The organism is Mycobacterium sp. (assembly GCF_049280035.1).
GTDB lineage: Bacteria > Actinomycetota > Actinomycetes > Mycobacteriales > Mycobacteriaceae > Mycobacterium.
This window is the reverse complement of record NZ_JBAPPI010000098.1, coordinates 1-21,863: the sequence shown is the minus strand read 5'-3', so window position 1 is coordinate 21,863 and position 21,863 is coordinate 1. Positions and strand designations below refer to the sequence as shown.

The 21,863-nt window shown below is 64.8% G+C and carries 23 protein-coding genes; 15 read left to right on the top strand and 8 right to left on the bottom strand.

The genetic code is table 11. The features are described from left to right. A partial coding sequence (locus WAN71_RS03325; protein WP_422223964.1) for an NAD(P)-binding protein occupies positions 1–332 on the bottom strand: 332 nt, incomplete at its 3' end. A gap of 122 nt (positions 333–454) precedes the next feature. On the opposite strand from WAN71_RS03325, the gene WAN71_RS03320 reads away from it, so the two are divergent. Next, positions 455–1,054, top strand: a complete 600-nt coding sequence (locus WAN71_RS03320; protein ID WP_422223963.1) for a TetR/AcrR family transcriptional regulator — start codon at positions 455–457, stop codon at positions 1,052–1,054. On the opposite strand, the gene WAN71_RS03315 is transcribed toward WAN71_RS03320, so the two are convergent. Then, positions 1,051–1,440, bottom strand: coding sequence for a sterol carrier family protein (locus WAN71_RS03315; RefSeq protein ID WP_422223962.1), 390 nt, complete (start codon positions 1,438–1,440; stop codon positions 1,051–1,053). The two genes, WAN71_RS03320 and WAN71_RS03315, sit on opposite strands and share 4 nt — an antisense overlap. Positions 1,441–1,496: 56 nt before the next feature. Here WAN71_RS03315 and WAN71_RS03310 point away from each other — a divergent pair, with 56 nt between their 5' ends. Next, a complete protein-coding gene (locus WAN71_RS03310) occupies positions 1,497–1,940 on the top strand; it encodes a PPOX class F420-dependent oxidoreductase (RefSeq protein WP_422223961.1) in 444 nt (147 codons plus the stop codon). Positions 1,941–1,979: 39 nt separating this feature from the next. Here the strand turns inward: WAN71_RS03310 and WAN71_RS03305 are convergent, their stop codons facing one another. The 4 genes from WAN71_RS03305 to WAN71_RS03290 form a co-directional block, all read right to left on the bottom strand. Further along, entirely contained in the window at positions 1,980–2,615 is a 636-nt protein-coding gene (locus tag WAN71_RS03305) for a CPBP family intramembrane glutamic endopeptidase (RefSeq protein WP_422223960.1), read from the bottom strand. Beyond that, entirely contained in the window at positions 2,615–4,324 is a 1,710-nt protein-coding gene (locus tag WAN71_RS03300; protein ID WP_422223959.1) for an alpha/beta hydrolase, read from the bottom strand. The genes WAN71_RS03305 and WAN71_RS03300 overlap by 1 nt, the downstream gene beginning before the upstream one ends. Beyond that, positions 4,321–6,615 carry a phosphoribosylformylglycinamidine synthase subunit PurL gene (purL, locus tag WAN71_RS03295; RefSeq protein WP_422223958.1) on the bottom strand — a complete coding sequence of 765 codons (2,295 nt, stop codon included), beginning with the start codon at positions 6,613–6,615 and terminating at the stop codon, positions 4,321–4,323. The genes WAN71_RS03300 and purL overlap by 4 nt, the downstream gene beginning before the upstream one ends. A gap of 63 nt (positions 6,616–6,678) precedes the next feature. Next, a complete protein-coding gene (locus tag WAN71_RS03290) occupies positions 6,679–7,029 on the bottom strand; it encodes a VOC family protein (protein ID WP_422223957.1) in 351 nt (116 codons plus the stop codon). A gap of 117 nt (positions 7,030–7,146) precedes the next feature. On the opposite strand from WAN71_RS03290, the gene WAN71_RS03285 reads away from it, so the two are divergent. Further along, the gene (locus WAN71_RS03285) at positions 7,147–7,569 is read left to right on the top strand and encodes a nuclear transport factor 2 family protein (RefSeq protein ID WP_422223956.1); all 423 of its coding nucleotides are present in this window, start codon (positions 7,147–7,149) and stop codon (positions 7,567–7,569) included. An 8-nt stretch (positions 7,570–7,577) separates the two neighbouring features. Here WAN71_RS03285 and WAN71_RS03280 read toward each other — a convergent pair whose 3' ends face one another. Next, positions 7,578–8,831 (bottom strand): M18 family aminopeptidase, encoded by a 1,254-nt coding sequence (locus WAN71_RS03280; RefSeq protein WP_422223955.1) that lies wholly within the window; start codon positions 8,829–8,831, stop codon positions 7,578–7,580. A 60-nt stretch (positions 8,832–8,891) separates the two neighbouring features. Here WAN71_RS03280 and WAN71_RS03275 point away from each other — a divergent pair, with 60 nt between their 5' ends. The 3 genes from WAN71_RS03275 to WAN71_RS03265 all read left to right on the top strand — a co-directional run bounded on the left by WAN71_RS03275 (position 8,892) and on the right by WAN71_RS03265 (position 11,160). Next, positions 8,892–9,920, top strand: coding sequence for a Dyp-type peroxidase (locus tag WAN71_RS03275; protein ID WP_422223954.1), 1,029 nt, complete (start codon positions 8,892–8,894; stop codon positions 9,918–9,920). Further along, the gene (locus WAN71_RS03270) at positions 9,917–10,714 is read left to right on the top strand and encodes a family 1 encapsulin nanocompartment shell protein (RefSeq protein ID WP_422223953.1); all 798 of its coding nucleotides are present in this window, start codon (positions 9,917–9,919) and stop codon (positions 10,712–10,714) included. Before WAN71_RS03275 ends, WAN71_RS03270 begins: the two co-directional genes overlap by 4 nt. Positions 10,715–10,860: 146 nt before the next feature. Continuing rightward, positions 10,861–11,160 carry a hypothetical protein gene (locus tag WAN71_RS03265; protein WP_422223952.1) on the top strand — a complete coding sequence of 100 codons (300 nt, stop codon included), beginning with the start codon at positions 10,861–10,863 and terminating at the stop codon, positions 11,158–11,160. Between the two features lie 80 nt (positions 11,161–11,240). Here WAN71_RS03265 and WAN71_RS03260 read toward each other — a convergent pair whose 3' ends face one another. Next, entirely contained in the window at positions 11,241–12,194 is a 954-nt protein-coding gene (locus WAN71_RS03260; protein WP_422223965.1) for a LysR family transcriptional regulator, read from the bottom strand. A 514-nt stretch (positions 12,195–12,708) separates the two neighbouring features. Between WAN71_RS03260 and WAN71_RS03255 the strand changes: the two genes are divergently transcribed. The 9 genes from WAN71_RS03255 (at position 12,709) to WAN71_RS03215 (ending at position 21,705) form a co-directional block, all read left to right on the top strand. Continuing rightward, positions 12,709–13,428, top strand: coding sequence for a hypothetical protein (locus WAN71_RS03255; RefSeq protein ID WP_422223951.1), 720 nt, complete (start codon positions 12,709–12,711; stop codon positions 13,426–13,428). A gap of 434 nt (positions 13,429–13,862) precedes the next feature. Then, a complete protein-coding gene (locus tag WAN71_RS03250; RefSeq protein WP_422223950.1) occupies positions 13,863–15,530 on the top strand; it encodes a nitrite/sulfite reductase in 1,668 nt (555 codons plus the stop codon). Further along, positions 15,527–15,790, top strand: coding sequence for a hypothetical protein (locus WAN71_RS03245; RefSeq protein ID WP_422223949.1), 264 nt, complete (start codon positions 15,527–15,529; stop codon positions 15,788–15,790). Before WAN71_RS03250 ends, WAN71_RS03245 begins: the two co-directional genes overlap by 4 nt. Further along, positions 15,787–16,515 carry a sirohydrochlorin chelatase gene (locus WAN71_RS03240; RefSeq protein ID WP_422223948.1) on the top strand — a complete coding sequence of 243 codons (729 nt, stop codon included), beginning with the start codon at positions 15,787–15,789 and terminating at the stop codon, positions 16,513–16,515. The genes WAN71_RS03245 and WAN71_RS03240 overlap by 4 nt, the downstream gene beginning before the upstream one ends. A gap of 54 nt (positions 16,516–16,569) precedes the next feature. Beyond that, positions 16,570–17,220 carry an HD domain-containing protein gene (locus WAN71_RS03235; RefSeq protein WP_422223947.1) on the top strand — a complete coding sequence of 217 codons (651 nt, stop codon included), beginning with the start codon at positions 16,570–16,572 and terminating at the stop codon, positions 17,218–17,220. Between the two features lie 10 nt (positions 17,221–17,230). Then, entirely contained in the window at positions 17,231–17,377 is a 147-nt protein-coding gene (locus tag WAN71_RS03230) for a hypothetical protein (protein ID WP_422223946.1), read from the top strand. After that, positions 17,374–18,846 carry a catalase gene (locus WAN71_RS03225; protein WP_422223945.1) on the top strand — a complete coding sequence of 491 codons (1,473 nt, stop codon included), beginning with the start codon at positions 17,374–17,376 and terminating at the stop codon, positions 18,844–18,846. Before WAN71_RS03230 ends, WAN71_RS03225 begins: the two co-directional genes overlap by 4 nt. A gap of 481 nt (positions 18,847–19,327) precedes the next feature. Then, entirely contained in the window at positions 19,328–20,689 is a 1,362-nt protein-coding gene (locus WAN71_RS03220) for a cytochrome ubiquinol oxidase subunit I (protein WP_422223944.1), read from the top strand. Positions 20,690–20,691: 2 nt separating this feature from the next. Then, positions 20,692–21,705 (top strand): cytochrome d ubiquinol oxidase subunit II, encoded by a 1,014-nt coding sequence (locus tag WAN71_RS03215; RefSeq protein ID WP_422223943.1) that lies wholly within the window; start codon positions 20,692–20,694, stop codon positions 21,703–21,705. Positions 21,706–21,863: the final 158 nt, after the last annotated feature.

Genomic DNA, 21,863 nt, shown 5'->3' with positions numbered 1-21,863 from the left:
TCGCCGAGATGCATCATCAGCTGCATCGGATCGCGGTAGAAGATCATCGGCTCTTCGCCGGAATCGCCGATATTGACCGACATCACCTCGGCGTCGACGGTCGGAAGAGTGTCCAGGCCAAGCTCTTTGGTGATCTGGCTGGCGGTGGGAAACTGCACCGATCCCGCGATCTCGTAGCGGAATCCGTCAATGAGCTCGACCGTCGCGGCCATCCCACCGCTGTAGGTGTTGGCCTCCAGACATACCGTGCGCAGGCCCGCGCCCTGCAGGATCGCCGCCGCCGTCAGGCCGTTGTGCCCGGCGCCGACAACAATTGCGTCGTAGTCAGTCATAGTTCGATTCCCTTCCCTAAGGCCACCGCCAGGCCGCGCACACAGCAGAATATGTCAGTACTGACATATTCGGAAGACGTCAGTACTGACATGTTTCGCAATTCGAGATAGCATCTGGCGCGATGGCGCAGCCGACCAACCTCCATGAGCTGCGCCGGCGGTCGACGCACGAGGCGTTGCGTCGGGTAGCGCTGGCGCAGTTCGCCAGCAAGGGTTTTGCCAGTGTGACGGTGACACAACTGGCCGCCGAGGCCGGCGTCACCGAACGCACTTTCTTCCGGCACTTCCCCAGCAAGGAAGCGGTGCTGTTTCAGGACTACGACACCCACCTGGAATGGCTGGCCGAGGCGTTGGCGCAGCGTCCTGCCTCGGAGACGCTGTTCGATGCGGTGTTGGCCAGCGTCGAGAGCTTCCCGCACGACGTGGAAGTGGTTCGCCAGGCCGCGATCGCCCGTTCGACATTGATATCCGCTGAGCGCATCGCCGCGCACTTGCGGGTGGTGCAGTCCTCGTTCGCCGAGGGGCTCACCGAATTCATCAAGAGCCGCTATGCCGGAGTCGCCAACCTTGACCTCGTCGCCGAGGTCGCGGGCGCCACGTTGGCGGCAGCTCTTGTGGTGGCGGTGCAGAAGTGGGGTGACGACGGCTGCACCGGCGACCTGGGTGAAATCGTGGCTGCCAGTGTTGATCTGGTGCGTTCCGGGCTTGCGCCGCTGGCCTAACCGGCTAAGTGCACCAGCGGTAGCCAGGTCTGGATCTCACCGGCCCGCGAGCCTGACAGACGCAGCGTCCCGGCGGCGGCGGCGTCGGTGACCCCCAGCAGTCCGGTGGCCAGCAGCAGCCATGTTCGCGGATCGGTCTCGACCACATTGGGTGGTGTGCCTCGGGTATGCCTCGGCCCGGAAATACATTGCACGGCAACAAAAGGCGGAATTCGGACCTCGACGCTGGCGCCGGGCGCCTGTTCGGCCAAGGTGCGCGCGGTGAGCCGAACCGCTGCCGCCAGATCCGCTCGACTCGGTGCCGGACTCGTGTTGTCGCGTATCCACGCTTCTACTGCCCGGACCGCGTCCCGGGTCTTTAGCGGATCGGCTCGATGACGGGCCATCTCTATAGGGTCTCACCCTTGACCTCAACCGAAGTTGAGACTCTAGCGTGGGGTCTATGTCGTTCAAACCGCACGAAATTGAGTTCATGAAGGCTGCCGACCTCGCCCGCTTGGCCACTGTCCAACCCGACGGCACCCTGCAGAATAGTCCGGTCGGCTTCACCTACAACGAAGATCTGGGCACCTTGGACATTCATGGCTACCGGATGTCGAAAAGCCGCAAATTCCGCAACCTGGCTTCCAACAACACCGTCGCGCTGGTGATCGACGACATTGTGTCCCGCGACCCGTGGCGGGTGCGGTGCCTGGAGATCAGGGGGACCGCCGAACAGGCCAAGTCCGGAGAGACCCGCACGGAGCCCAATGGCGACGGAATCGACACCGCGATCATCCGGATCACTCCGCGGCGCATCATCAGCTTCGGCATCGACGACACCCAAACCGAGCCGCACAAACTCGTGCCAGACAGCCGGACGACGATGCGGGCCGGAACGGCCTGAGGAGAAGTCCGGCCGTCAGCAGCAGCCGCAAGGTGTCGACTACGAGCCACTAGCTCGAGATTGGATGGTCAGAGCCGCCGCCGCGGCGGACTCGTTGATCGCCAAGTGCGCCACCATCGGCGCACTCAAGCTGCCGGACCGTTCGGCCAGCCAACCGAATATCCAGCCCGCGCCGCCGGTAACCAACACCGTGGGTATCACGGGCTCACCGGTCGCGCGCGCATCGGCGATATGGGAAAGGCCGAAGGCAACCGCCTGCAGCAGCTGACCACCAGAAGCACCGTATGCACGGCCGGCGAGCGCGGCCAGCGCCGCACGGAATGCTGCCTCCTCGGCCCATACCGTACCCAGCGGTATCTGCACCGCCAGCCAACTCGACGCCGAGGCTGGCATTTCCCGTTTGGCCATCGAAAGCCGAACGGCTGGAACGGATGTCGCTGCAACGACCCCCGTCGCCGCCGCTGCTCCGGCGGCCAGCCCCAGCCGCAAACCGGCCCAGAGCCCGGGCGGGCGCAGACCCAGCGGCGGCCTGGTCAGCACGACCAGCAGTCCGGCAAGACCGGCCTGCAGCGGCAACCGGCCACGGGTGGGTACCCGAGGCCCGACAAAGCTCCAGCCGACCAGCGCGGCGGCCAGCAAAAGCGCCTGCATGCGCCGAAAAGCACTGTGCTGCATTATGTTTTTGGTCCGGACAGCAGTGCGGCACGCACACGCTCGGTGTCGGCTGCTGTCCAGCCGTCCGGTGGAGCCACTGCAACCCAACCGTCCAGGATGTCATTGCTGTAGTTGTGACCATGTCCGCCGGGCACCCCCTCGGCGTTCGTCAGGTCGGCGCTGACTTGCCAAAAGGTGACCACCGGATACCAGTGCATCAACGCGGTGCGGTCCTGGCCGCGCGGCTCGATGAGCCAGTCGGGCCGGCTGAAAATTAGATCGGGTGACCACCACACGACCGGGTCCGACGGGTGCTGCAGAAACAGCACCCGAGTCCCCACCCATGGCGGCCCCGCCACCACGCTGATGTCTGCGGGAGCGTTGGCTTCGGAGAACCGCACGGTTCGCCCGTTGTCGTAGCGCGGCTGCACCTCCATCGTGTGAGGATCGCGCCGCACGATCAGCGCATGCCACAACGGACTGGCCTGCGGTGGCCCCACCCACAGCACCGCGTCGAAACCCATCGCGCGGATGTCAGGCAGCCACCCGAAAGCCGCCTGGCCGGCCATCGAGCCCAGGCTCTCGCCGTAGAGCACCAATTTCGGCCGGTGGTCAGGCGGAAGTTGTTGCCAGCGTTCGTGAACCGTGTCGATCAGCATTCGGCCGGAATCCATGGACTTCTGCCGGTCGGCGAGGAACGAGATCCAGCTGGGCAGGTAGGAGTACTGCAGACCGACGATCGCGGTGTCGCCGTTGTACATCATCTCCAGCGAGCTCGCCGCCACCGGGTCGATCCAGCCGGTGCCGGTTGTCGGCGCGATGACGAGTAATTTGCGGGTGAACGCGCCCGTGCGTTCGAGTTCCCCGATGACCGCGGCCAATCGGCCCTGGTCATCGGGCGCGGTGTGCAGCCCGGCATACACTCGGATGGGCTCCTTGGCGGGCCGGCCGTTGAGCCGGGCCAGTTCGGCTGCATGCGGACCGGATGCGACGAAGTTGCGGCCTTGGTAGCCCAGTGAGTCCCACGGCGCCAACGACGCTGGGCTGCCGGACTTTTCAGGAAGGAGCGGTTGCGACAGACCAGCGGGGGTGGCGGTATCCCGCGGCTGGAAGACCGCATTGGCCCCCGCGAAGAATCCGCGGACCAAGACACCGTTAAACAGCATGATCAGCAGCGCCACAACAATAGTCGTGCCGATGAACAGTGCCACCTCGTCGTGCAAGTGCCATCGCCTGATCAGCATCCGCGCCAGCAGCTTGACCGCGTCGATGAGTACCCGAAGCGTCGACACCAGCAGCGCGCCTACAACGACAGCGACGATCAGCGTGCGCAAGTAACCCCGGGTCGTCGGTCCGTCGATGCCCATCAGCGCGGATACCTGCCGCTGCCAGGACGCGGCCGGGATGAGCATCAGCACACAAGCCGTCGGCGCGATCGCGACGACCGCGGCCTTCATCCAGAACAGCACCCGCGCCGGGGGCGGCCACCAGCGGGCTCCCCGGAGCACCACGCGGTAGGTGGCCTTGCCGATCACCACGCCCAGGCCGTAGCCAAATGCGGCGTTGATACCGCCGATCAGCCCCTGGAATATCCAGTCCCGCGGCAACAGCGACGGCGTCAGAGACAGACAGAAGAACAACGCACCGAACGCGACCCCGACGAATTTCAGCCGCAGCAGGCTCCACGCCCACACCACCAACGGATGCCGTTGGCGACGGTCGATGTTCATCGAAGCAATGCGGCCAGCACTCCCTCGGATGTGCTGCGCAGCTCCGCCAGCGACACGGTGAACAGACCCTGAACCTCTACCGCGTCCGAACCTTGGTCGACGACACCGATTCGGGTCGCCGGCAGACCCCGCGCCTCGCACATCGCGCGGAAGCGACTCTCCTCGGTGCGCGGCACGGCTACCAGCACTCGGCCCGCCGACTCGGAGAACAACATGACAAACGGATCGGCGTCCTCGGGAAGCACAATGCGACAACCTGTTTCACCTGCAAGCGCTGATTCCACCACGGCCTGTGCCAAACCGCCTTCGGACAGGTCGTGGGCCGCAGACACCAACCCATCGCGGGACGCCGCACTGAGTGCATCGGCAAGTAGTCGCTCGCGGGCCAGGTCAACCGCGGGCGGCAGTCCGCCCAGATGGTCGGCGGTGACCTGCGCCCAGACTGATCCGTCGAATTCGTCCCGGGTGTCGCCGAGCAGCATCAGCGTCTCGCCCGGCTCGGTACCCATCGCCGTTGGAATGCGCCGGGCGACATCATCGATCACGCCTAAGACGCCCACCACCGGGGTGGGCAGGATCGCCGTCGACCCGGTTTGGTTGTAGAAGCTGACGTTGCCGCCGGTCACCGGAATGCCCAGGGCCGCACAGCCGTCGGCCAAACCGCGGACCGCCTCGGCGAACTGCCACATCACCCCGGGGTCTTCCGGCGAGCCGAAGTTGAGGCAGTTGGTCACCGCGACCGGGGTAGCGCCGGTGACGGCGACGTTGCGATAAGCCTCGGCCAGCGCGAGTTGGGCGCCGGTGTATGGATCCAGCAGCGTGTAGCGCCCCGACGCGTCGGTCGACAGCGCGATGCCGCGGCCGGTGGACTCGTCGACGCGTAGCACCCCACCGTCGGCGTGCTCGGCCAGCACGGTGTTCCCGCGCACATAGCGGTCGTACTGCTCGGTGATGAAGGCACGACTGCACAGATGTGGACTACCAAGCAGCGCAAGTAAAGTCGCGCGCAGCTCATCGCCGGTGGCCGGTCGGGGCAGGCTGCTTGCCCGGTCGGCGTTCAACGCGTCCTGCGAGTCAGGCCGAGCGACCGGACGCTGATACACCGGTCCCTCGTGGGCCACGGTCCGTGGCGGCACATCGACGACCGTCTCGCCGCGCCAGGTGATGCGCAACCGGTCGCCCTCGGTGACCTCGCCGATGGTGGTGGCCAACACTTCCCACTTGCGGCACACGGCCATGAACGCGTCCACGTTCTCCGGAGCGACAACCGCGCACATCCGTTCCTGCGACTCACTGCAGAGCACTTCGGCCGGGATCATGTTCTTGGTGCGCAGCGGAACGGTATCGAGTTCGATCATCATGCCACCATCGCCGGCAGAGGCTAATTCCGAAGTCGCACAAGCTATTCCAGCTCCACCGAGGTCCTGAATGCCGATCACCAGACCGGCCGCATACAACTCCAGGCAGCACTCGATGAGCACCTTTTCCATGAACGGGTCGCCGACCTGAACCGACGGTAGCTTTTTGCGACCCGACCCGCCCTCGTCGCCGCCGAAGGTCTCCGATGCCAGCACCGACACCCCGCCGATACCGTCAAGCCCGGTCCGCGCACCGAACAGGATGATCTTGTTGCCCGCGCCGGACGCGAACGCCAGATGCAGGTCCTCCTGCCGGAGCACGCCCACACACAGCGCGTTGACCAAGGGGTTGCCGGCGTAGCAGGCGTCGAACACAGTTTCGCCGCCGATGTTGGGTAAGCCCAGTGAGTTGCCGTAGCCGCCGATGCCGCGCACCACGCCGTCGAGCACGCGGCGGGTATCGGGGGCGTCCGCGGCGCCGAAACGCAGCTGGTCCATCACGGCCACTGGTCGCGCGCCCATCGCCATGATGTCGCGGACGATGCCGCCGACCCCGGTGGCCGCGCCCTGGTAGGGCTCGACGTAGGACGGGTGGTTGTGCGATTCCACCTTGAAGGTGACCGCCCAGCCGTCGCCGATGTCGACCACGCCGGCGTTTTCCCCGATACCGGCCAGCATCCCGGCCCGCATCTCATCGGTGGTGGTCTCGCCGAAGTACCGCAGGTGGACCTTGGACGACTTGTAGGAGCAGTGCTCGCTCCACATCACCGAGTACATGGCCAGCTCGGCGTCGGTCGGCCGGCGGCCCAGGATGTCGCGGATCCGCTGATATTCGTCGTCTTTGAGGCCCAGTTCGCGGAACGGTTGCGGCTGATCAGGGGTGGCGGCGGCCTGCTCGACGGTATCTACCGATTGAGTGAGCCCGGACGTCACGGCAACAGTCTAGATTGACCACCCTGCGGCCACCGACCGCACGAGCGGGCGGGTCGGGCCGGTTTACTGGCTGCCGGCTATGCAGAACGCATTGCCGTTGGGGTCGGTCAGCACCACCCAGCGAAAGCTATCGCCGATGCTGTGCCGGTCGACCTCGGTGGCGCCGGCGGCGGTAAGCCGCGACACTTCAGCGTCGACATCAGCCGCGCCGAAATCCAGGTGCACCCGGTTTTTCCCCGGCGTTGGATCGGCGACCTTCTGAAACCCGAGCCGTGGTCCTTCGGGCCGGATGACTGCGAAGAATTCGCCGGGAAGCAGTTCCTGGACCTGGCCGTCGAACTGCTCGGCCCACCAGTCGGCCAGCTTCGCGGGGTCGCTGCTGTCGAATGTGACCATCTCTACTTTGAGCGCCATACCGCCGACCTTATTACCCGTGGCGATGACCTCCGAGGTAATTGCGGACCAGCACGCGGTCAAGACACTCTTGCTCCTAACGCGCTCGTCCAGAGCGTCGCAACCCTGGGAGGAATCATGGCTGACACCCAATCCACTTCTACCGCAACGACTCTCGACTCGACCCCGATGTTCAGCGCGGAGTTGTTTGCGGCGTTTTGGGCGGCCCCCGATCTGTCCCGCGGGATGAACATCCTGGCCGACGACATCGTCGGCTACTGGCCCGGCGATCCCGAGCCGGTGCGGGGAGTCGAGGCGTACACCGGCAAGATCGCCGAGCTGCTGACCGCTGCCCCGGACCTGCGGCTTGAACTCGTCGACAGCGCGACAGTTCCGAGTGCCGTCGAGGGCGAGCAATTGGTCTTCTTGCACTACATCGGCCGCGGAACCGGCTCGGACGGGCCATTCGAGATCCGTGGGCTCGATCGGGTCCGCACCCGCAACGGCATGGTGGTGGAGAATGTGATCCGCTACGAGCCGGTCTTCGTCACGCCGCGCTGACCAAGGGGTTAGCCCGGCGACAAGAAGGTCCGCAGCGCCGCCGCGTAGTCGACGACGTCGCCCGCGCCCATGAATTCCCGTGCTGAGTGCATGGCCAGCTGCGGGGCGCCGACGTCGACCGTCGGGATACCGGTCCGCGCCGACGTGATCGGACCGATCGTTGAGCCGCAGGGCAGATCGGCGCGGTGCTCGTAGCGTTGCAGCGGCACCCCGGCCTGCTGGCAGGCCAACGCGAACGCGGCGGCGGTGCGGCCGTCGGTGGCGTACCGCAGATTGGGGTGCACTTTGAGCACCGGACCGCCGTTGATCGCGATCAGGTGCCCGGGCTCGTGCCGCTCCGGGTAGTTGGGATGGGTGGCGTGCGCCATGTCCGCCGAGGCCACCATCGATCCGGAAAGCCGCCGCAGAAAGTCTTCCCGCCCGCCGCCGCCAGCCAGCACGATGCGTTCCAGCGTGGTCAGCAGCAGCTCGGAATCAGCGCCGTGATCGGACGTGGAGCCCACCTCCTCGTGGTCGAACAGCGCCAGCACCGGGAGGTATTCGCCGGGCGCGGCGTCCAGGAACGCCTCCAGCCCCGCATAGCAGGACGCCTGGTTGTCCAGCCGCGGCGCGCTGACGAACTGGTCGTCCAGGCCGGACAGCGTCGACGGGGTCAGGTCGTGGGTCATCAGATCGGCGCCGAGCACGTCATCGGGATCGATGCCGGCCTGCGCGGCGACGTAGGAGATAAACAACCGGGGTCGCCCGACGGCTCCCCATACGGCGTTGACGTGGCGCTGCGGATCCAGCGTGAGCGACTTGCGGTCCTCCGCGAGGTGGATCGCCAACTGCGGCACGCGCAGGATCGGGGCATCGATGCGCACCAGCCGGTGAGCGATACCGCCGCCGTCACGGATCGAGAGTCGCCCGCTGATGCCCAGGTCGCGGTCTAGCCAGGAATTCAGCCAGACGCCCCCATACGGCTCCAGCGCCACTACCTGCCAGCCTGCGACCTCACGGTCGGGGTGTTGCTTGACCCGCAGATTCGGGCTGTCGGTATGCCCGCCGATGACCCGAAACGGCCGAGCGGCGATCGCGCTGTTCCACGCCACCAGTGACCCGGCTCGTATGGTGAAGAACTTGCCCGCCGCGGGCCACTCGTCCGCTTCGGCCAGCTCGGTGTAGCCGGCGGCGCGCAGCCTGGATGCCAGGGTGGCACAGACGTGGAACGGCGACGGGGACTCGTCGATGAATTCGCACAAGCCGCGCGCCGTAGCCGCCATGTGCCTCATCTTTTCATCACGGGATTATCTGCAACCCGCGGGCACGTTAGGGTCGGATCCGTGCCCTCAGAGCCCTCGGTGCAGCCGCAGCCGGTTCTGGCACCCCTGACCCCGGCCGCGATCTTCCTGGTGGTCACCATCGACGACGGCGGCGAAGCGACGGTGCATGATGCGCTGCCGGAGCTCCCCGGGCTAGTGCGGGCAATCGGGTTCCGCGATCCCACCAAACACCTGTCGGTGATCGCCTCGATCGGCTCCGAGGCCTGGGACCGGCTGTTCACCGGCCCGCGTCCTGCCGAGCTGCACCCGTTTGTCGAGCTGGACGGTCCCGGGCATGCCGCCCCGGCCACACCGGGTGACCTGTTGTTCCACATTCGGGCCGAGGCAAAAGACGTCTGTTTCGAACTGGCCAACCGCATTCTCAAGTCGCTGGCCGGCGCGGTGACCGTTGTCGACGAAGTGCACGGCTTCCGGTTCTTCGACAACCGCGATCTGCTGGGTTTCGTCGACGGGACCGAGAACCCGGATGGTGCGCTGGCGGTCTCCGCTTCCGCCGTTGGGGACGAGGATCCGGATTTCGCCGGCTCCTGCTATGTGCACGTGCAGAAGTACCTGCACGATATGGCGGCGTGGGAGTCGCTGTCGGTCACCGAGCAGGAACGCGTGATCGGCCGGACCAAGCTGGACGACATCGAGCTCGACGACGACGAGAAGCCGGTCAACGCGCACATCGCGCTCAACGTCGTTACCGATGACGACGGCACCGAGCTGAAGATCGTGCGCCACAACATGCCGTTCGGTGAGCTCGGCAAGGGTGAGTTCGGCACCTACTTCATCGGGTATTCGCGTACGCCTGAGGTCACCGAACTGATGCTGCGCAACATGTTCCTCGGCGATCCCCCCGGCAACACCGACCGCATCCTGGACTTCTCCACTGCTATCACGGGTGGACTGTTCTTCTCCCCCACCGTCGACTTCCTCGACGATCCACCGCCGCTGCCGAGTTCATCGGTGGCAGCTCCGGTGGTGGTCACCGTGCCCGCGAATGGTTCGTTAGCGATCGGCAGTTTGAAAGGAACCCGGCAATGAACAACCTTTACCGCGATCTTGCGCCGATCACCGAAGAGGCCTGGACCGAAATCGAATTGGAAGCAACACGGACGTTCAAGCGCCACATCGCCGGACGCCGAGTCGTCGACGTCAGCGAGCCGGGCGGCCCGACCACAGCGGCTATCAGCACCGGGCGGCTGCTCGACGTGAAGGCGCCCACCGACGGCGTCGTTGCGCAACTGCGTGCCAGCAAACCGCTTGTGCGGCTTCGGGTTCCATTCACACTGTCCCGCGGGGAGATCGACGACGTGGAGCGCGGGTCGCAGGATTCCGACTGGGACCCGGTCAAGGCCGCCGCCAAGAAGCTGGCGTTCGTCGAAGACCGGGCCATCTTCGAAGGCTATAAAGCCGCGTCGATCGACGGTATCCGGAGCTCTAGCTCAAACCCGCCGCTGAAACTGCCCAAGGAAGTACGTGGCTTTCCCGACGTCATCTCGCAGGCGTTGTCCGAGCTGCGACTGGCCGGTGTCGACGGCCCGTACTCAGTGCTGCTGTCCGCCGACGCCTACACCAAGGTCAGCGAGACCACCGAACACGGCTATCCGATCCGCGAACACATTCGCCGACTGATCGACGGCGACATCATCTGGGCACCCGCCATCGACGGTGCATTCGTGCTCACAACCCGCGGCGGTGACTTCGACTTGCAGCTGGGCACCGACGTGTCGATCGGATACCTCGGCCATGACGCCGACACTGTGCAGTTGTACCTGCAGGAGACGCTGACGTTCCTGTGCTACACCGCCGAGGCGTCGGTTTGCCTCAGCTCGTGAGCCGACAAGCCGTAAACCTGCGCGCGCTCGCGAGAGGGTCGCGAGTCGCTCGAACAGCGATGGCGCATGCTTGACCAGCTGGACTAAAATTTCGACGTGCCAGCGACTTACGAGTCGAAATTCGGTCGGAACGGCGGCGAGAATCGATGACCAGCACAACTCACAGCGAACACGTTGATCATGACCACGTCCACGGCGAAGGATGCGGTCATGTCGCGATCCCGCATGGGGACCATGTCGACTACGTGCACGAGGGTCACCTTCATCGATGGCACGACGATCACTACGACGAATGCGAACCGTCCGGCCACGCCGTGCATGAGGATCACGACCACGTCCACGGTGACGGCTGTGGTCATGTGGCCGTGCCGCACGGGGACCATGTCGACTACGTGCACGATGGGTGCCGGCACGCTTCGCACGGCGAGCACTACGACGAGCACTGACGGCGTCTCCGCCCACACCCTCGTCAAGATCAGCACCCGGGTACAGCCGAGGTTGCCAAGCCGCGCCAGATACGGCCTGTCTATTGACTGCTGGTTGGTGTGGGGGCGCTGATGATGTGGCTGAGCAGGTCCCGTATTGCACCTGCGGGCGGCGTGCGCCCGCCGACCCAGATGGCTTGTAGTTGGCGGCGCAGGTTCAATTCGGGGACAGCGATGTCGCGGAGCCGACCGACGGCCAGGTCGTCGGCCACTGCTAGCCGGCTCAGCACCGCTGGTCCGGCGCCGGCGAGGACTGCGGCACGCACGGCCGCAGCCGATGACAGTTCGAGCACGGGGGGTGGTTGTTGCATTGCGTCGCCCAGCGCCTGATGCAGTGCCATGGTGAGCGAATCGCGTGTTCCCGAGCCGAGTTCGCGTGTGACCAGGGGTGTTTGCGCGAGTTCTGAGGCACTCAGGACGCGTGACCGTCGAGCCCACTTATGATCAGGCGGCACGATGACCACCAGTTCATCGTGAGCCACGACACGACTGCGTAATCCCCGAGGTGTACCCGGGCTTTCGATGAATCCCAGATCGGCGGTGCCGTCACGAACCGCAGCGATCGCGTGGTCGCTGTTGGTGGCGGTCAGAATCACGTTGGGGGCGGTGCCGCCGCGCCGCGCCGCAGCGGCCTGCAGGGATACCAGCCAGCGGGGCATGAGCAGTTCGCCGATCGTCTGGCTGGCCACCACCTTGATTTGCTGGCGCCTTTCGCTTCGCAGCGAGCCCAGGCCGGCGTCGACGTGCTGGGCGACATCGAGCAGGCGGGCCGCCCACTCGACGACGACGACGCCGGCAGGCGTGAGTTGTGAGCCACGTGCCGTCCGCACAGCCAGCTGCACTCCGGTCTGGGACTCCATCGATGCCAGCCGCGCCGATGCGGCCTGTTGGGTCAACCCGATTTCGCGCGCGGCGGCGCCGAGGCTGCCCGTCTTGGCGATCGCCAGTAAGACTTCGAACGAGGCCAGTTCGGGCATGCGCGAGCTGAGCAACATGATTGATGTAATCACAAATCGCCTGGCTAGTCACATTTTCTGACTTGGCCAATGTTGTGGCCCATTGAGGGCCCCGTAGGCGCGGTGCGGTGTCGCTGCGGTGGCCGCTACCGAGGCGCCGTGGCGGCCAAAAGTGATGTGCTGCACATTCTAAGGCATTCCACGTCAGGACAATGCTGCCTCGCGGCCGGCACGGAACTGGAACGAGGATAGTCGGGATTTATTGATACCTGTTGGCCCCCACGCACTGTCGGCCAAAAATGCGGAAACTCTAATGTACCGGCGGACACAACAGAATTTTGTGGCCCCACAAGATCAGGACCTCTAGTGAAACCCCTTGGGCGGGCGAAGCATCAAAGGCATGAACGGTCCAGAACGGCATGGTCATCTCGGCAAAAGTTTACTCAACAACGAAACCTGAAGGGAAGTAACCCAAATGGACCTAGACCGCATTACCCACCCGCTGAGGTTAGCCAAAGGATCCAATCAGCCAGGGTCGGGCAAAGGGTGTGCCATGAACGCCATTTCCTACATCAACGGCGACGCGCAGGTAACCGACTTCCCCACGTGCTCGGCCCGCCCGCTGGCCGCCCTCGTCCAGTCGTGCAACGACGTATTGGCCGGCCCCAGCGGCTACTTGTCACCAGACAACAGCGTGCTCGCCCTCGAACTCGGCTGGCAGACTGTGGGAACCGCAGACGTTGCCCACAGCGTCATCCATGCTTGGGTGGCAGAGCTGCTGACCAACCCCGGCTGGGGTATCGTCCGCTACGCCAAAATTACTGCGATCAAAGCGATCATCGATATCGCCCAGCTACACCGCAACGTCGCCTCGAGCCACACGCCACCCGTCGCTGCCTGGGACGACGCCGATCGCGCTGCACGCGCCGCTGCCCGCGCCATCAGCCGGACCTCAAACCCGGCCGGACTGTATGCCGTGCGGGCCGCATACATGTCGACCGCAATCGTGGATACCCACCACCAAGCGGCGTTAGAGGCCGTTACCGGCAACGCCCTGTGCGCCCACATGTTGGCATCCGGGGACACCAGGGCAAACCGCATCGTGGAGCTCACCCGCCACGCCATCCACTCTTGGCGTCACCTAGCCGGGCTGGCCAACCCCAGCGAGGCGTCCCCGCGTCAAGCTGACCAGCCTGGCCGAGCTGCTGCGGATCGGGCACGGCTGATGACCTATCCAGCACAGCGGATTCTTGCTGACATCAGTCAGCACTGAAAAAGGGTCTCCCCGAATGGTTGACCAGCCCGTGCGCTCGATGTCGGATCTATGCACAATCACCCCGGGCACTCGCGTTCGTGTCGCCCACGGCGTGTTTGGGCAATTGGGGACCGTGCGGGCAGTATCCCCCGGACATTTGATGGTGCGACTTGACAGCTTGCGGGGTGCCGCGCTGTCTACAGCGACGCGGCATAACCGCTGGGACGCTTCAAAATCCGTGCCGGCTATCTACTACTGATAGCTGTTGCCCCTGGCATCGTGAGTCCGCCTTAGCTATGGCTGTACAGCGGACGGACACAAAGAAATTTTGTGAGATCACAAGATGGAAGCCTCTACTGGAGGTCCCTCGGGCGGCGAACTATCGAAGCCAACGGAACCGCCGACTATCTGCACGGTCCAAGTCGGCAACGTTCACGAAGGAGAATCCGCAAATGACCACAGCACGTCCCGCCAAGACTCGCAGCGAGGGCCAGTGGGCGCTGGGAGAGCGTGAACCGCTCAATGACACCGAGCGGATGAAGCAGGACGACGCACCGCTCAATGTGCGATCCCGCATCGAAAACATTTACGCCAAGCAGGGTTTCGACAGCATCGACATGTCGGATCTGCGGGGGCGCTTCCGCTGGATGGGTCTTTACACCCAACGTGAGCAGGGCTACGACGGCACCTGGACCGGCGACGAAAACATCGACACCATCGAGGCCCGCTACTTTATGATGCGGGTGCGCTCCGATGGCAAGGCGATGTCGGCCGCCACGCTGCGCACCCTGGGTCAGGTCTCGACCGAGTTCGCCCGCGACACCGCCGATATCGGCAATCGGGAAAACGTGCAATTCCATTGGATCCAAATCGAGGACGTCCCCGAGATCTGGCGGCGGCTGGAAGCCGTAGGCTTGCAGACCACCGAGTCCTGCGGTGACTGCCCACGCAGCATCCACGGTTCGCCGTTGGCCGGCGAGTCGCCCGACGAGGTGCTCGACCCCTCACCGGCGATCGACGAGATTCTGCGGCGCTTTATGAACAACCCCGAATACGCGAACTTGCCCCGCAAGTACAAGACCGCGGTATCGGGCCTGCAGGACGTCTCGCACGAGACCCACGATGTCGCGTTCATCGGCGTCAACCATCCCGAGCACGGGCCCGGCCTGGATCTGTGGGTCGGTGGCGGGCTGTCGACCAACCCGATGCTGGCCCAGCGGCTCGGCGCGTGGATACCGCTGGACGAGGTGCCCGACGTGTGGGAGGGCGTGACCTCGCTGTTCCGCGACTACGGCTACCGGCGGCTGCGTTCCAAGGCCCGGCTGAAATTCCTGATCAAAGACTGGGGTATTGAAAAATTCAGGGAAATTCTCGAACAGGAGTACCTCAAGCGGCCGTTGATCGACGGCCCCCCACCGCCGCCGGTGATATACCCGATCGACCACGTCGGCGTGCAGCGCCAGAAGAACGGGCGCAACGCAATTGGAGTTTCCCCGATCGCCGGACGGGTGTCGGGCACCATCTTGTCCGCGGTAGCCGACCTGATGGAGCGGGCCGGATCGGACCGGGTGCGGCTCACCCCGTACCAGAAGCTGGTTATTTTGGACGTGCCCGACGAGAGCCTCGATGAGATGGTGGCCGGCCTGGACGCGCTGGGGTTGCCGTCACGGCCATCGCACTGGCGGAAGACCCTGATGGCCTGCAGCGGCATCGAGTTCTGCAAGCTGTCGTTCGCCGAGACACGTGTACGCGCCCAGACCCTGGTGCCCGAACTGGAAAAGCGTCTGGAGGACATCAACGCCCAGCTCGATGTGCCGATCACGGTCTACATCAACGGCTGCCCAAACTCGTGCGCCCGCATCCAGATCGCCGACATTGGGTTCAAGGGCCAGATGGTCGACGACGGTCACGGCGGATCGGTCGAGGGCTTCCAGGTGCACCTGGGCGGCAGCCTCGGCGCCGAGAGCGGTTTTGGCCGTAAATTGCGTCAGCACAAGGTGTTCAGCCATGAGCTCGGCGACTACGTCGACCGGGTGGTGCGCAACTTTGTGAACCACCGCCATGAGGGTGAGCGCTTTGCCAGTTGGGCCCTGCGAGCCGACGAGGAGCAGCTGCGGTGAGCGGGCAGGTGAAAGGTTTCACTGAGGCACAGATACGGGAGATGGCGACCCGCGGCGCTGCCCTGGATGACACCCGTCCCTCCGACCGGTGGCGCCGGACCGAGGAACCCTTCGGCGACAACTACCTGGTGGCCTCCAACATGGCAGACGCGGTGTTGGTGGATTCGGCCGCGCACACTCGTCCCGCCGAGGACGCCGACTCGCCTAGCGGGCGCTGGCAGGGGCTGGCCAAGGTCGAATACGGGTTGCAGGCCTCATGACCACGCTCGTGTTGACCGCGCATGGCAGTGCCGATCCGAGATCGGCCGCCAATACCCGCGATGTAGCCGGCTTGCTTTCCCGCCTGCGGCCGGGCCTTGACGTGCGCGTCGCCTTCTTGGAACGGAATGCGCCTACCCTGGGTGACGTGCTCGCCGGGTTGTCAGGCACCCGCGAGGCGGTGGTGACTCCGCTGCTGCTGGCCGACGCCTACCACGCCGGTATCGACATCCCCGGGCAGATTGCCCGCTCCGGTGCCGCGAGGAGCGGAATCGAAGTGCGACAGGCCGATGTGCTCGGTGAAGACGATCGGCTGGTGTCGGTGCTGCGGGATCGGCTGGCCGGGTTGGGGGTTTCCCGGCTCGATGACGCGCTCGGCGTGCTCGTGGTCGCGATCGGCTCCTCGGATGCCGCGGCGAATGCACGCACTGCTGCAGTGGCGGCGAAGCTGGCGGCGGGAACCCGGTGGGCGGGGGCGACGACCGCGTTCGCCACCAGACCGGAGGCTTCGGTGGCTGACGCCCCCAGTCAGTTACGACGCCGCGGCGCCCGCCGGCTGGTCATCGCGCCGTGGTTCCTGGCGCCGGGACGTCTCACCGACCGGGTGTGGGCGTACGCGCAAGACGCCGGCATCCCGATGGCGCCGCCGCTGGGCGCACACCGGCTGGTGGCCGCGACGGTGCTGGATCGTTTCGATCAGGCGGTAGCCGACCGCATGGTGGCTTGAGTTCAACTCCGAAATGTGTTGAGCCACCTCTACATCCAACCGAAAGGAATAACCGTGACCTCCGCATCAACGCAGCACGTCGCCGGCATCGTCATCCCCGACACCCCACTCGTGCGTGAAATCACCGAGTACATCCGCGACACCGAAGACGAGCTTCTGTTCAACCACTCCCGCCGGGTGTTCCTCTTCGGCGCACTGCAAGGTCATCGGCGTGGTCTGCAGCCCGACCCCGAATTGCTGTATGCCGGTGCGATGTTCCACGACATCGGGCTCACCGCGGGCTACCGGACGTCGATGCTTCGGTTCGAGGTCGACGGCGCCAACGCGGCACGGAAGTTCCTGCTGGAGCGTGGCGTTGACGAAGCCGCCGCGCGGAAGGTGTGGCTTTCCATTGCGCTGCACACGACGCCCGGCGTGCCGGAGTTCCTGGAACCCGAAATCGCACTTGTCACAGCAGGTGTGGAGACTGACGTGCTGGGCATCGGTCGTAACGATCTGTCCGCAGAGGCAATTGAGGCGGTCACCGCTGCGCATCCTCGACCCGATTTCAAGGACCGGATCCTGCGGGCGTTCACCGATGGTATGAAGCACCGGCCGCGTAGCACCTTCGGGACCGTCAATGCCGATGTGCTGCAACACTTCGACGATTCGTTCGTCCGTGACGACTTCGTCGAGATCATCCTCACCAACAGCTGGCCGGAGTAGGAGCATGACGATGGCCACAGTGGTTTCCGCCGACAAAACCGTGATCGGCTACGAATGCACCGGCGCCCGTGCCCGCTGGTCTTCGCTGCGGGCGCCTCCCTTCCTCGCACTCAACCCAGCCGACAACCAATCAAGCCCGAAGGAGATAGTGGTATGAGCAGCACAAATGACAATCCAATCCAGACGACTGATTCCGGTATCCCGGTCGAGAGCGACCAGTATTCGCTGACCGTCGGCGCGGGCGGCCCGATCTTGCTTCAGGACAGTTACCTGATCGAGCAGATGGCCAACTTCAACCGGGAACGGATCACAGAGCGGCAGCCGCACGCCAAGGGCAGCGGCGCGTTTGGCCGGTTCGAGGTCACCAACGATGTCAGCGCCTTCACCAAGGCGGCGCTGTTCCAGCCGGGGAGCACCACCCGGCTGGTGTCCAGGTTCTCCACGGTGGCGGGGGAACGAGGCAGCCCCGACATGTGGCGGGACCTGCGCGGCTTCTCGCTGAAGTTCTACACCAGCGAGGGCAACTACGACATGGTCGGCAACGACACGCCGATCTTCTTCGTCAAGGACCCCATGCACTTCCAGAACTTCATCCGGTCGCAGAAGCGGCTGGCCAAGAACAATCTGCGCAGCAACGATATGCAGTGGGACTTCTGGACGCTGCTCCCGCAGACGGCGCACCAAGTGATCTGGCTGATGGGCGACCGCGGCTTCCCGAAGAGTTGGCGGCACATGAACGGGTACTCCAGCCACACCTACATGTGGATCAACGCGCAGGGCAAGCGGGTCTGGGTGAAGTACCACTTCATCACCGAGCAGGGCATCGAGTTCTGGACCCAGGCCGAAGGTGACCTCCTCGCGGGGACCGACCCGGACTATCACACCCGGGACCTGTATGAGGCGATTGAGCGCGGCGACCACCCAAGCTGGACGCTCAAGGTACAGATCATGCCGTTCGAGGACGCCGCGACCTACCGGTTCAACCCGTTCGACTTGACCAAGGTGTGGCCGCACGCCGACTATCCGCTGATCGAGGTCGGCAAGATGACCCTCGACCGCAACCCTGTCGACAACCACACCGAGATCGAGCAGGTCGCTTTCCAGCCCAACAACATGGTGCCGGGGATCGGCCCGAGTCCGGACCGGATGCTGCTGGCACGGCTGTTCTCCTACGCCGACGCGCACCGGGCCCGGCTCGGCGTGAACTACGAGCAGATCCCGGTCAACGCCCCCATCACAGCCGTCAACACCTACAGCAAGGACGGTGCGATGCGGATCGTCAACCGGACCGACCCGGTGTACTTTCCGAACTCCAAGGGCGGTCCGCAGGCGGACAGCGAGCACCACAAGCCGGCGAGCTGGTACGCCGACGGCGAGATCATGCGCGCCGCGTATGTCGAGCACGCCGAGGACGACGACTGGAGCCAGCCCGGCGCGCTGGTCCGCGAGGTCATGGACGACGCGGCAAGAGAGCGGCTGGTCAGCAACGTCGTGGGAGCGCTGCTCGCCGGCGTGAGCGAGCCGGTGCTCCAGCGCGCCTTCGGCTACTTGCGGAATGTGGACAAGAGCCTCGGAGACAAGGTCGAAGCCGCCGTCCGCGCCGGACAACGCCAAGGTTCTGAGTAGGGTCGGGGACTGCTTGGCACGATCGACGTCTTTGGCCAAGGCAATTCGCGAGAAATAGAGTGACCAACTCAGAGATAGATTGTCCTGTCCGCTCGACAACCTGTTGCCGCACAACAGGATAACCAATACGGAGTATTTCTTGATCTGTAATCAACATCATCAACGAAACAAACTGGGCGACAACACTATTGAGCCATAGCGGGAGAGTGGCTTTTGGTAGCACCCCGTGCGGCGCTTCATGCACGGTGGTCACCTAGGGTTCCGGGAGAGTCATGACTGTGTTCACATCGATCTTTGTTTCGGGATCGACGAGAGTCTGCTAGCCCCTGACCATGATCGTCTCGTACAGCGCCATCGTCGTCATCGCGGTGGCCACTGCTTCGACGAAGTCGACACCGGTCGTAGAGTCGCGGGTACGGCGCCAAAGAGGTCACCCGCAGCACGTCGCGTCGGCCAGGCCGCGAGAGGAGTTAGCGCGGGCATGATTTCACCAGGGACAATCGTGGCCGCGGGCAGCCTTATCGCGCCGAGGTCCCAGATGGGCTTCTCCCTGGGCTGGCACATCGTGCTCGCGTGTCTTGGAGTGGGCATGCCCGGTTTGATGCTGTTTCTGGAATGGCGGGGCCAGCGCACCGGCGATGTGCATTACCGTCTGCTGGCGCGTCGCTGGGCCCGCGCGCTGGGCGTGCTGTTCGCGGTGGGTGCAGTGTCCGGGACGATCCTGTCCTTTGAGATGGGCTTGTTGTGGTCCGGTCTGATGGAGCACTACGGATCGGTGATCGGGCTACCTTTCACGATTGAGGGCTTCGCGTTCTTTATCGAAGCGATCTTTCTCGGCATCTACCTCTATGGCTGGGATCGACTCACACCACGGGTGCATCTGCTCGCTGGTGTCCCGATCTTCGTGGCTGGAGTGCTCTCCGCGTTCTTCGTTGTCACCGCCAACTCCTGGATGAACAGTCCGCAGGGGTTCACTGAACACAACGGCAAGTTGACCACTGTGTCGCCATGGTCGGCGATGTTCAACAAGGCGACCTGGCCCGAAACCACCCACATGATTTTGGCTGCGTTCATGGTCACCGGCTTCCTCATCGCCAGCGTGTACGCCGTTGCTATGTTGCGGGGACACCGCGACCGCTACCACCATCTCGGTCTGCTCGTTCCCCTGTCCGTCGCCTGCGCGGTGACGCCGATCCAGATCGTGGTCGGAGACTGGGCGGCCCGCTACGTTGCTGACAACCAACCGACAAAACTCGCGACGATGGAGGGTTTGTACCGCAGCCAGCACGGCGCGCCGGAATCGGTCGGTGGCATTTACTACGACAACTCCCTGCACGGCGCGATCCGCATTCCCGACGGTCTGTCTCTGCTGACCCGGCTCAACCCGAACGCCTATATCGCCGGCCTGGACGGAGTACCCGGCGACCAGCGCCCGCCGGTCAACATCGTCCATCTGGCCTTCGACAGCATGGTTGGTATCGGCTTCGCGCTGCTCGCACTGGGGGCATGGTTGGGGTGGGCCTGGTGGCGGCACCACCGCATACCCGCCTCGGCCTGGTTCCTGCGCGCTGTCGCGGTGTCAGGCCTCGCCTCGGTCGCGGCCATGGAAGCGGGTTGGATCACCACCGAGGTCGGACGTCAGCCGTGGATCGTCTACGGCCTGCTGCGGGTCGACCAGGCCGTCAACCCCGCGGCGGGGATCGGCTGGGGGCTACCCCTGTTGGTGGTCGTCTATACGGTCCTCACCGTGGCCATCGTCTACATCCTGCGCCATATGGTTCGCACCCGGCCCGTTCCTGTCGCACCCCAGGAATCCGACGTCGCCGACTACGAGGCGGTGTAGCGGTGTCGCTGGCCACCACGCTCCTGGCGCTCACGTGGCTGTCCGGGACCGCCTACGCCCTGCTCGGCGGGGCTGACTTCGGCGCCGGCTTCTGGGACCTTATCGCCGGTGACCCTCAACACGGACACGAGCGCCGCAGTCTCATCGAACATTCCATCGGGCCGGTCTGGGAAGCCAACCACGTCTGGTTGATCTTCGTCCTCGTGCTGATGTGGACCTCATTTCCGTCTTCCTTCGCAGCGATCGCCTCCACCCTCTACATCCCTCTCACACTGATCGCATTCGGCATCATCGCCCGCGGATCGGCCTTCGCGTTCCGCAAAGCTGTTACCGAGACATGGCAACGACGCCTGTTCGGCGCGGCGTTCGCGTTTTCCTCCGTAATCACCCCCTTCTTCCTCGGAACGACGGCCGGCGGTGTCGCCTCCGACCGAGTCCCACCAGGCCTCGCCAAAGGCGACATCATCACCAGTTGGGTCAACCCCACCTCGTTGACCTGCGGCGTGCTCGCGGTCGGCGTCTGCGCCTACCTATCAGCCATTTACCTCACCGCCGACGCCCGCCGACGCGGACACACCGACCTAGCTGAGTATTTCCGCCGACAGGGCTTGCTCAGCGGCATCACTGTCGGCGTCGTAGCCGTTGCTGCGATCGCGGTCGTGCGCGCCGACGCGCACCAGCTCTACCACGGCCTCCTACACCGCGGCTTACCGCTCGTCATCGGCTCCATGGTCGCTGGGTTCGTGTCGCTGCTGCTGTTGGCCAGGCGCTACTACATTGCCGTGCGAGTCACAGCGGCGCTCGCAGTCACCAGCGTGTTGTGGGCATGGGGCATCGGACAGTACCCCCAGCTACTACCAGGCCTGTCCCTCGAACAGGCCGCATCCCCGCACGCCACACTGCAAGCCACCGCCATCGCCTCCCTCATCGGGCTCCTAGTCGTGTTGCCCTCCCTCGCATGGCTGTTCGTACTGTTCCAACGAGAGGACCCGCGATCGACACGGCCGAACCCGTAGGCGACAAGCCACGCAACCGTCCCGCCGCGGGGGGTCCGTCAGATTAACGGTGTAAGTGGCATCTTCGGTTAGTTGTTCTCGCTGGCCGGCATGCGGTCGGCGAAGGTGATCGCGAAGGCGTTCAGTGCTGGTTTCGTGCGCCGTGAGGCGCTGTGATT

What these genes read in the sequence shown, in the direction of transcription:
- WAN71_RS03320 (WP_422223963.1), top strand. Translation starts at nt 455, where the DNA reads ATGGCGCAGCCGACCAACCTCCATGAGCTGCGCCGGCGGTCGACGCAC.
- WAN71_RS03315 (WP_422223962.1), bottom strand. Translation starts at nt 1,440, where the DNA reads ATGGCCCGTCATCGAGCCGATCCGCTAAAGACCCGGGACGCGGTCCGG.
- WAN71_RS03310 (WP_422223961.1), top strand. Translation starts at nt 1,497, where the DNA reads ATGTCGTTCAAACCGCACGAAATTGAGTTCATGAAGGCTGCCGACCTC.
- WAN71_RS03305 (WP_422223960.1), bottom strand. Translation starts at nt 2,615, where the DNA reads ATGCAGCACAGTGCTTTTCGGCGCATGCAGGCGCTTTTGCTGGCCGCC.
- WAN71_RS03300 (WP_422223959.1), bottom strand. Translation starts at nt 4,324, where the DNA reads ATGAACATCGACCGTCGCCAACGGCATCCGTTGGTGGTGTGGGCGTGG.
- WAN71_RS03290 (WP_422223957.1), bottom strand. Translation starts at nt 7,029, where the DNA reads ATGGCGCTCAAAGTAGAGATGGTCACATTCGACAGCAGCGACCCCGCG.
- WAN71_RS03285 (WP_422223956.1), top strand. Translation starts at nt 7,147, where the DNA reads ATGGCTGACACCCAATCCACTTCTACCGCAACGACTCTCGACTCGACC.
- WAN71_RS03280 (WP_422223955.1), bottom strand. Translation starts at nt 8,831, where the DNA reads ATGGCGGCTACGGCGCGCGGCTTGTGCGAATTCATCGACGAGTCCCCG.
- WAN71_RS03270 (WP_422223953.1), top strand. Translation starts at nt 9,917, where the DNA reads ATGAACAACCTTTACCGCGATCTTGCGCCGATCACCGAAGAGGCCTGG.
- WAN71_RS03265 (WP_422223952.1), top strand. Translation starts at nt 10,861, where the DNA reads ATGACCAGCACAACTCACAGCGAACACGTTGATCATGACCACGTCCAC.
- WAN71_RS03260 (WP_422223965.1), bottom strand. Translation starts at nt 12,194, where the DNA reads ATGTTGCTCAGCTCGCGCATGCCCGAACTGGCCTCGTTCGAAGTCTTA.
- WAN71_RS03255 (WP_422223951.1), top strand. Translation starts at nt 12,709, where the DNA reads ATGAACGCCATTTCCTACATCAACGGCGACGCGCAGGTAACCGACTTC.
- WAN71_RS03250 (WP_422223950.1), top strand. Translation starts at nt 13,863, where the DNA reads ATGACCACAGCACGTCCCGCCAAGACTCGCAGCGAGGGCCAGTGGGCG.
- WAN71_RS03240 (WP_422223948.1), top strand. Translation starts at nt 15,787, where the DNA reads ATGACCACGCTCGTGTTGACCGCGCATGGCAGTGCCGATCCGAGATCG.
- WAN71_RS03230 (WP_422223946.1), top strand. Translation starts at nt 17,231, where the DNA reads ATGGCCACAGTGGTTTCCGCCGACAAAACCGTGATCGGCTACGAATGC.
- WAN71_RS03225 (WP_422223945.1), top strand. Translation starts at nt 17,374, where the DNA reads ATGAGCAGCACAAATGACAATCCAATCCAGACGACTGATTCCGGTATC.
- WAN71_RS03220 (WP_422223944.1), top strand. Translation starts at nt 19,328, where the DNA reads ATGATTTCACCAGGGACAATCGTGGCCGCGGGCAGCCTTATCGCGCCG.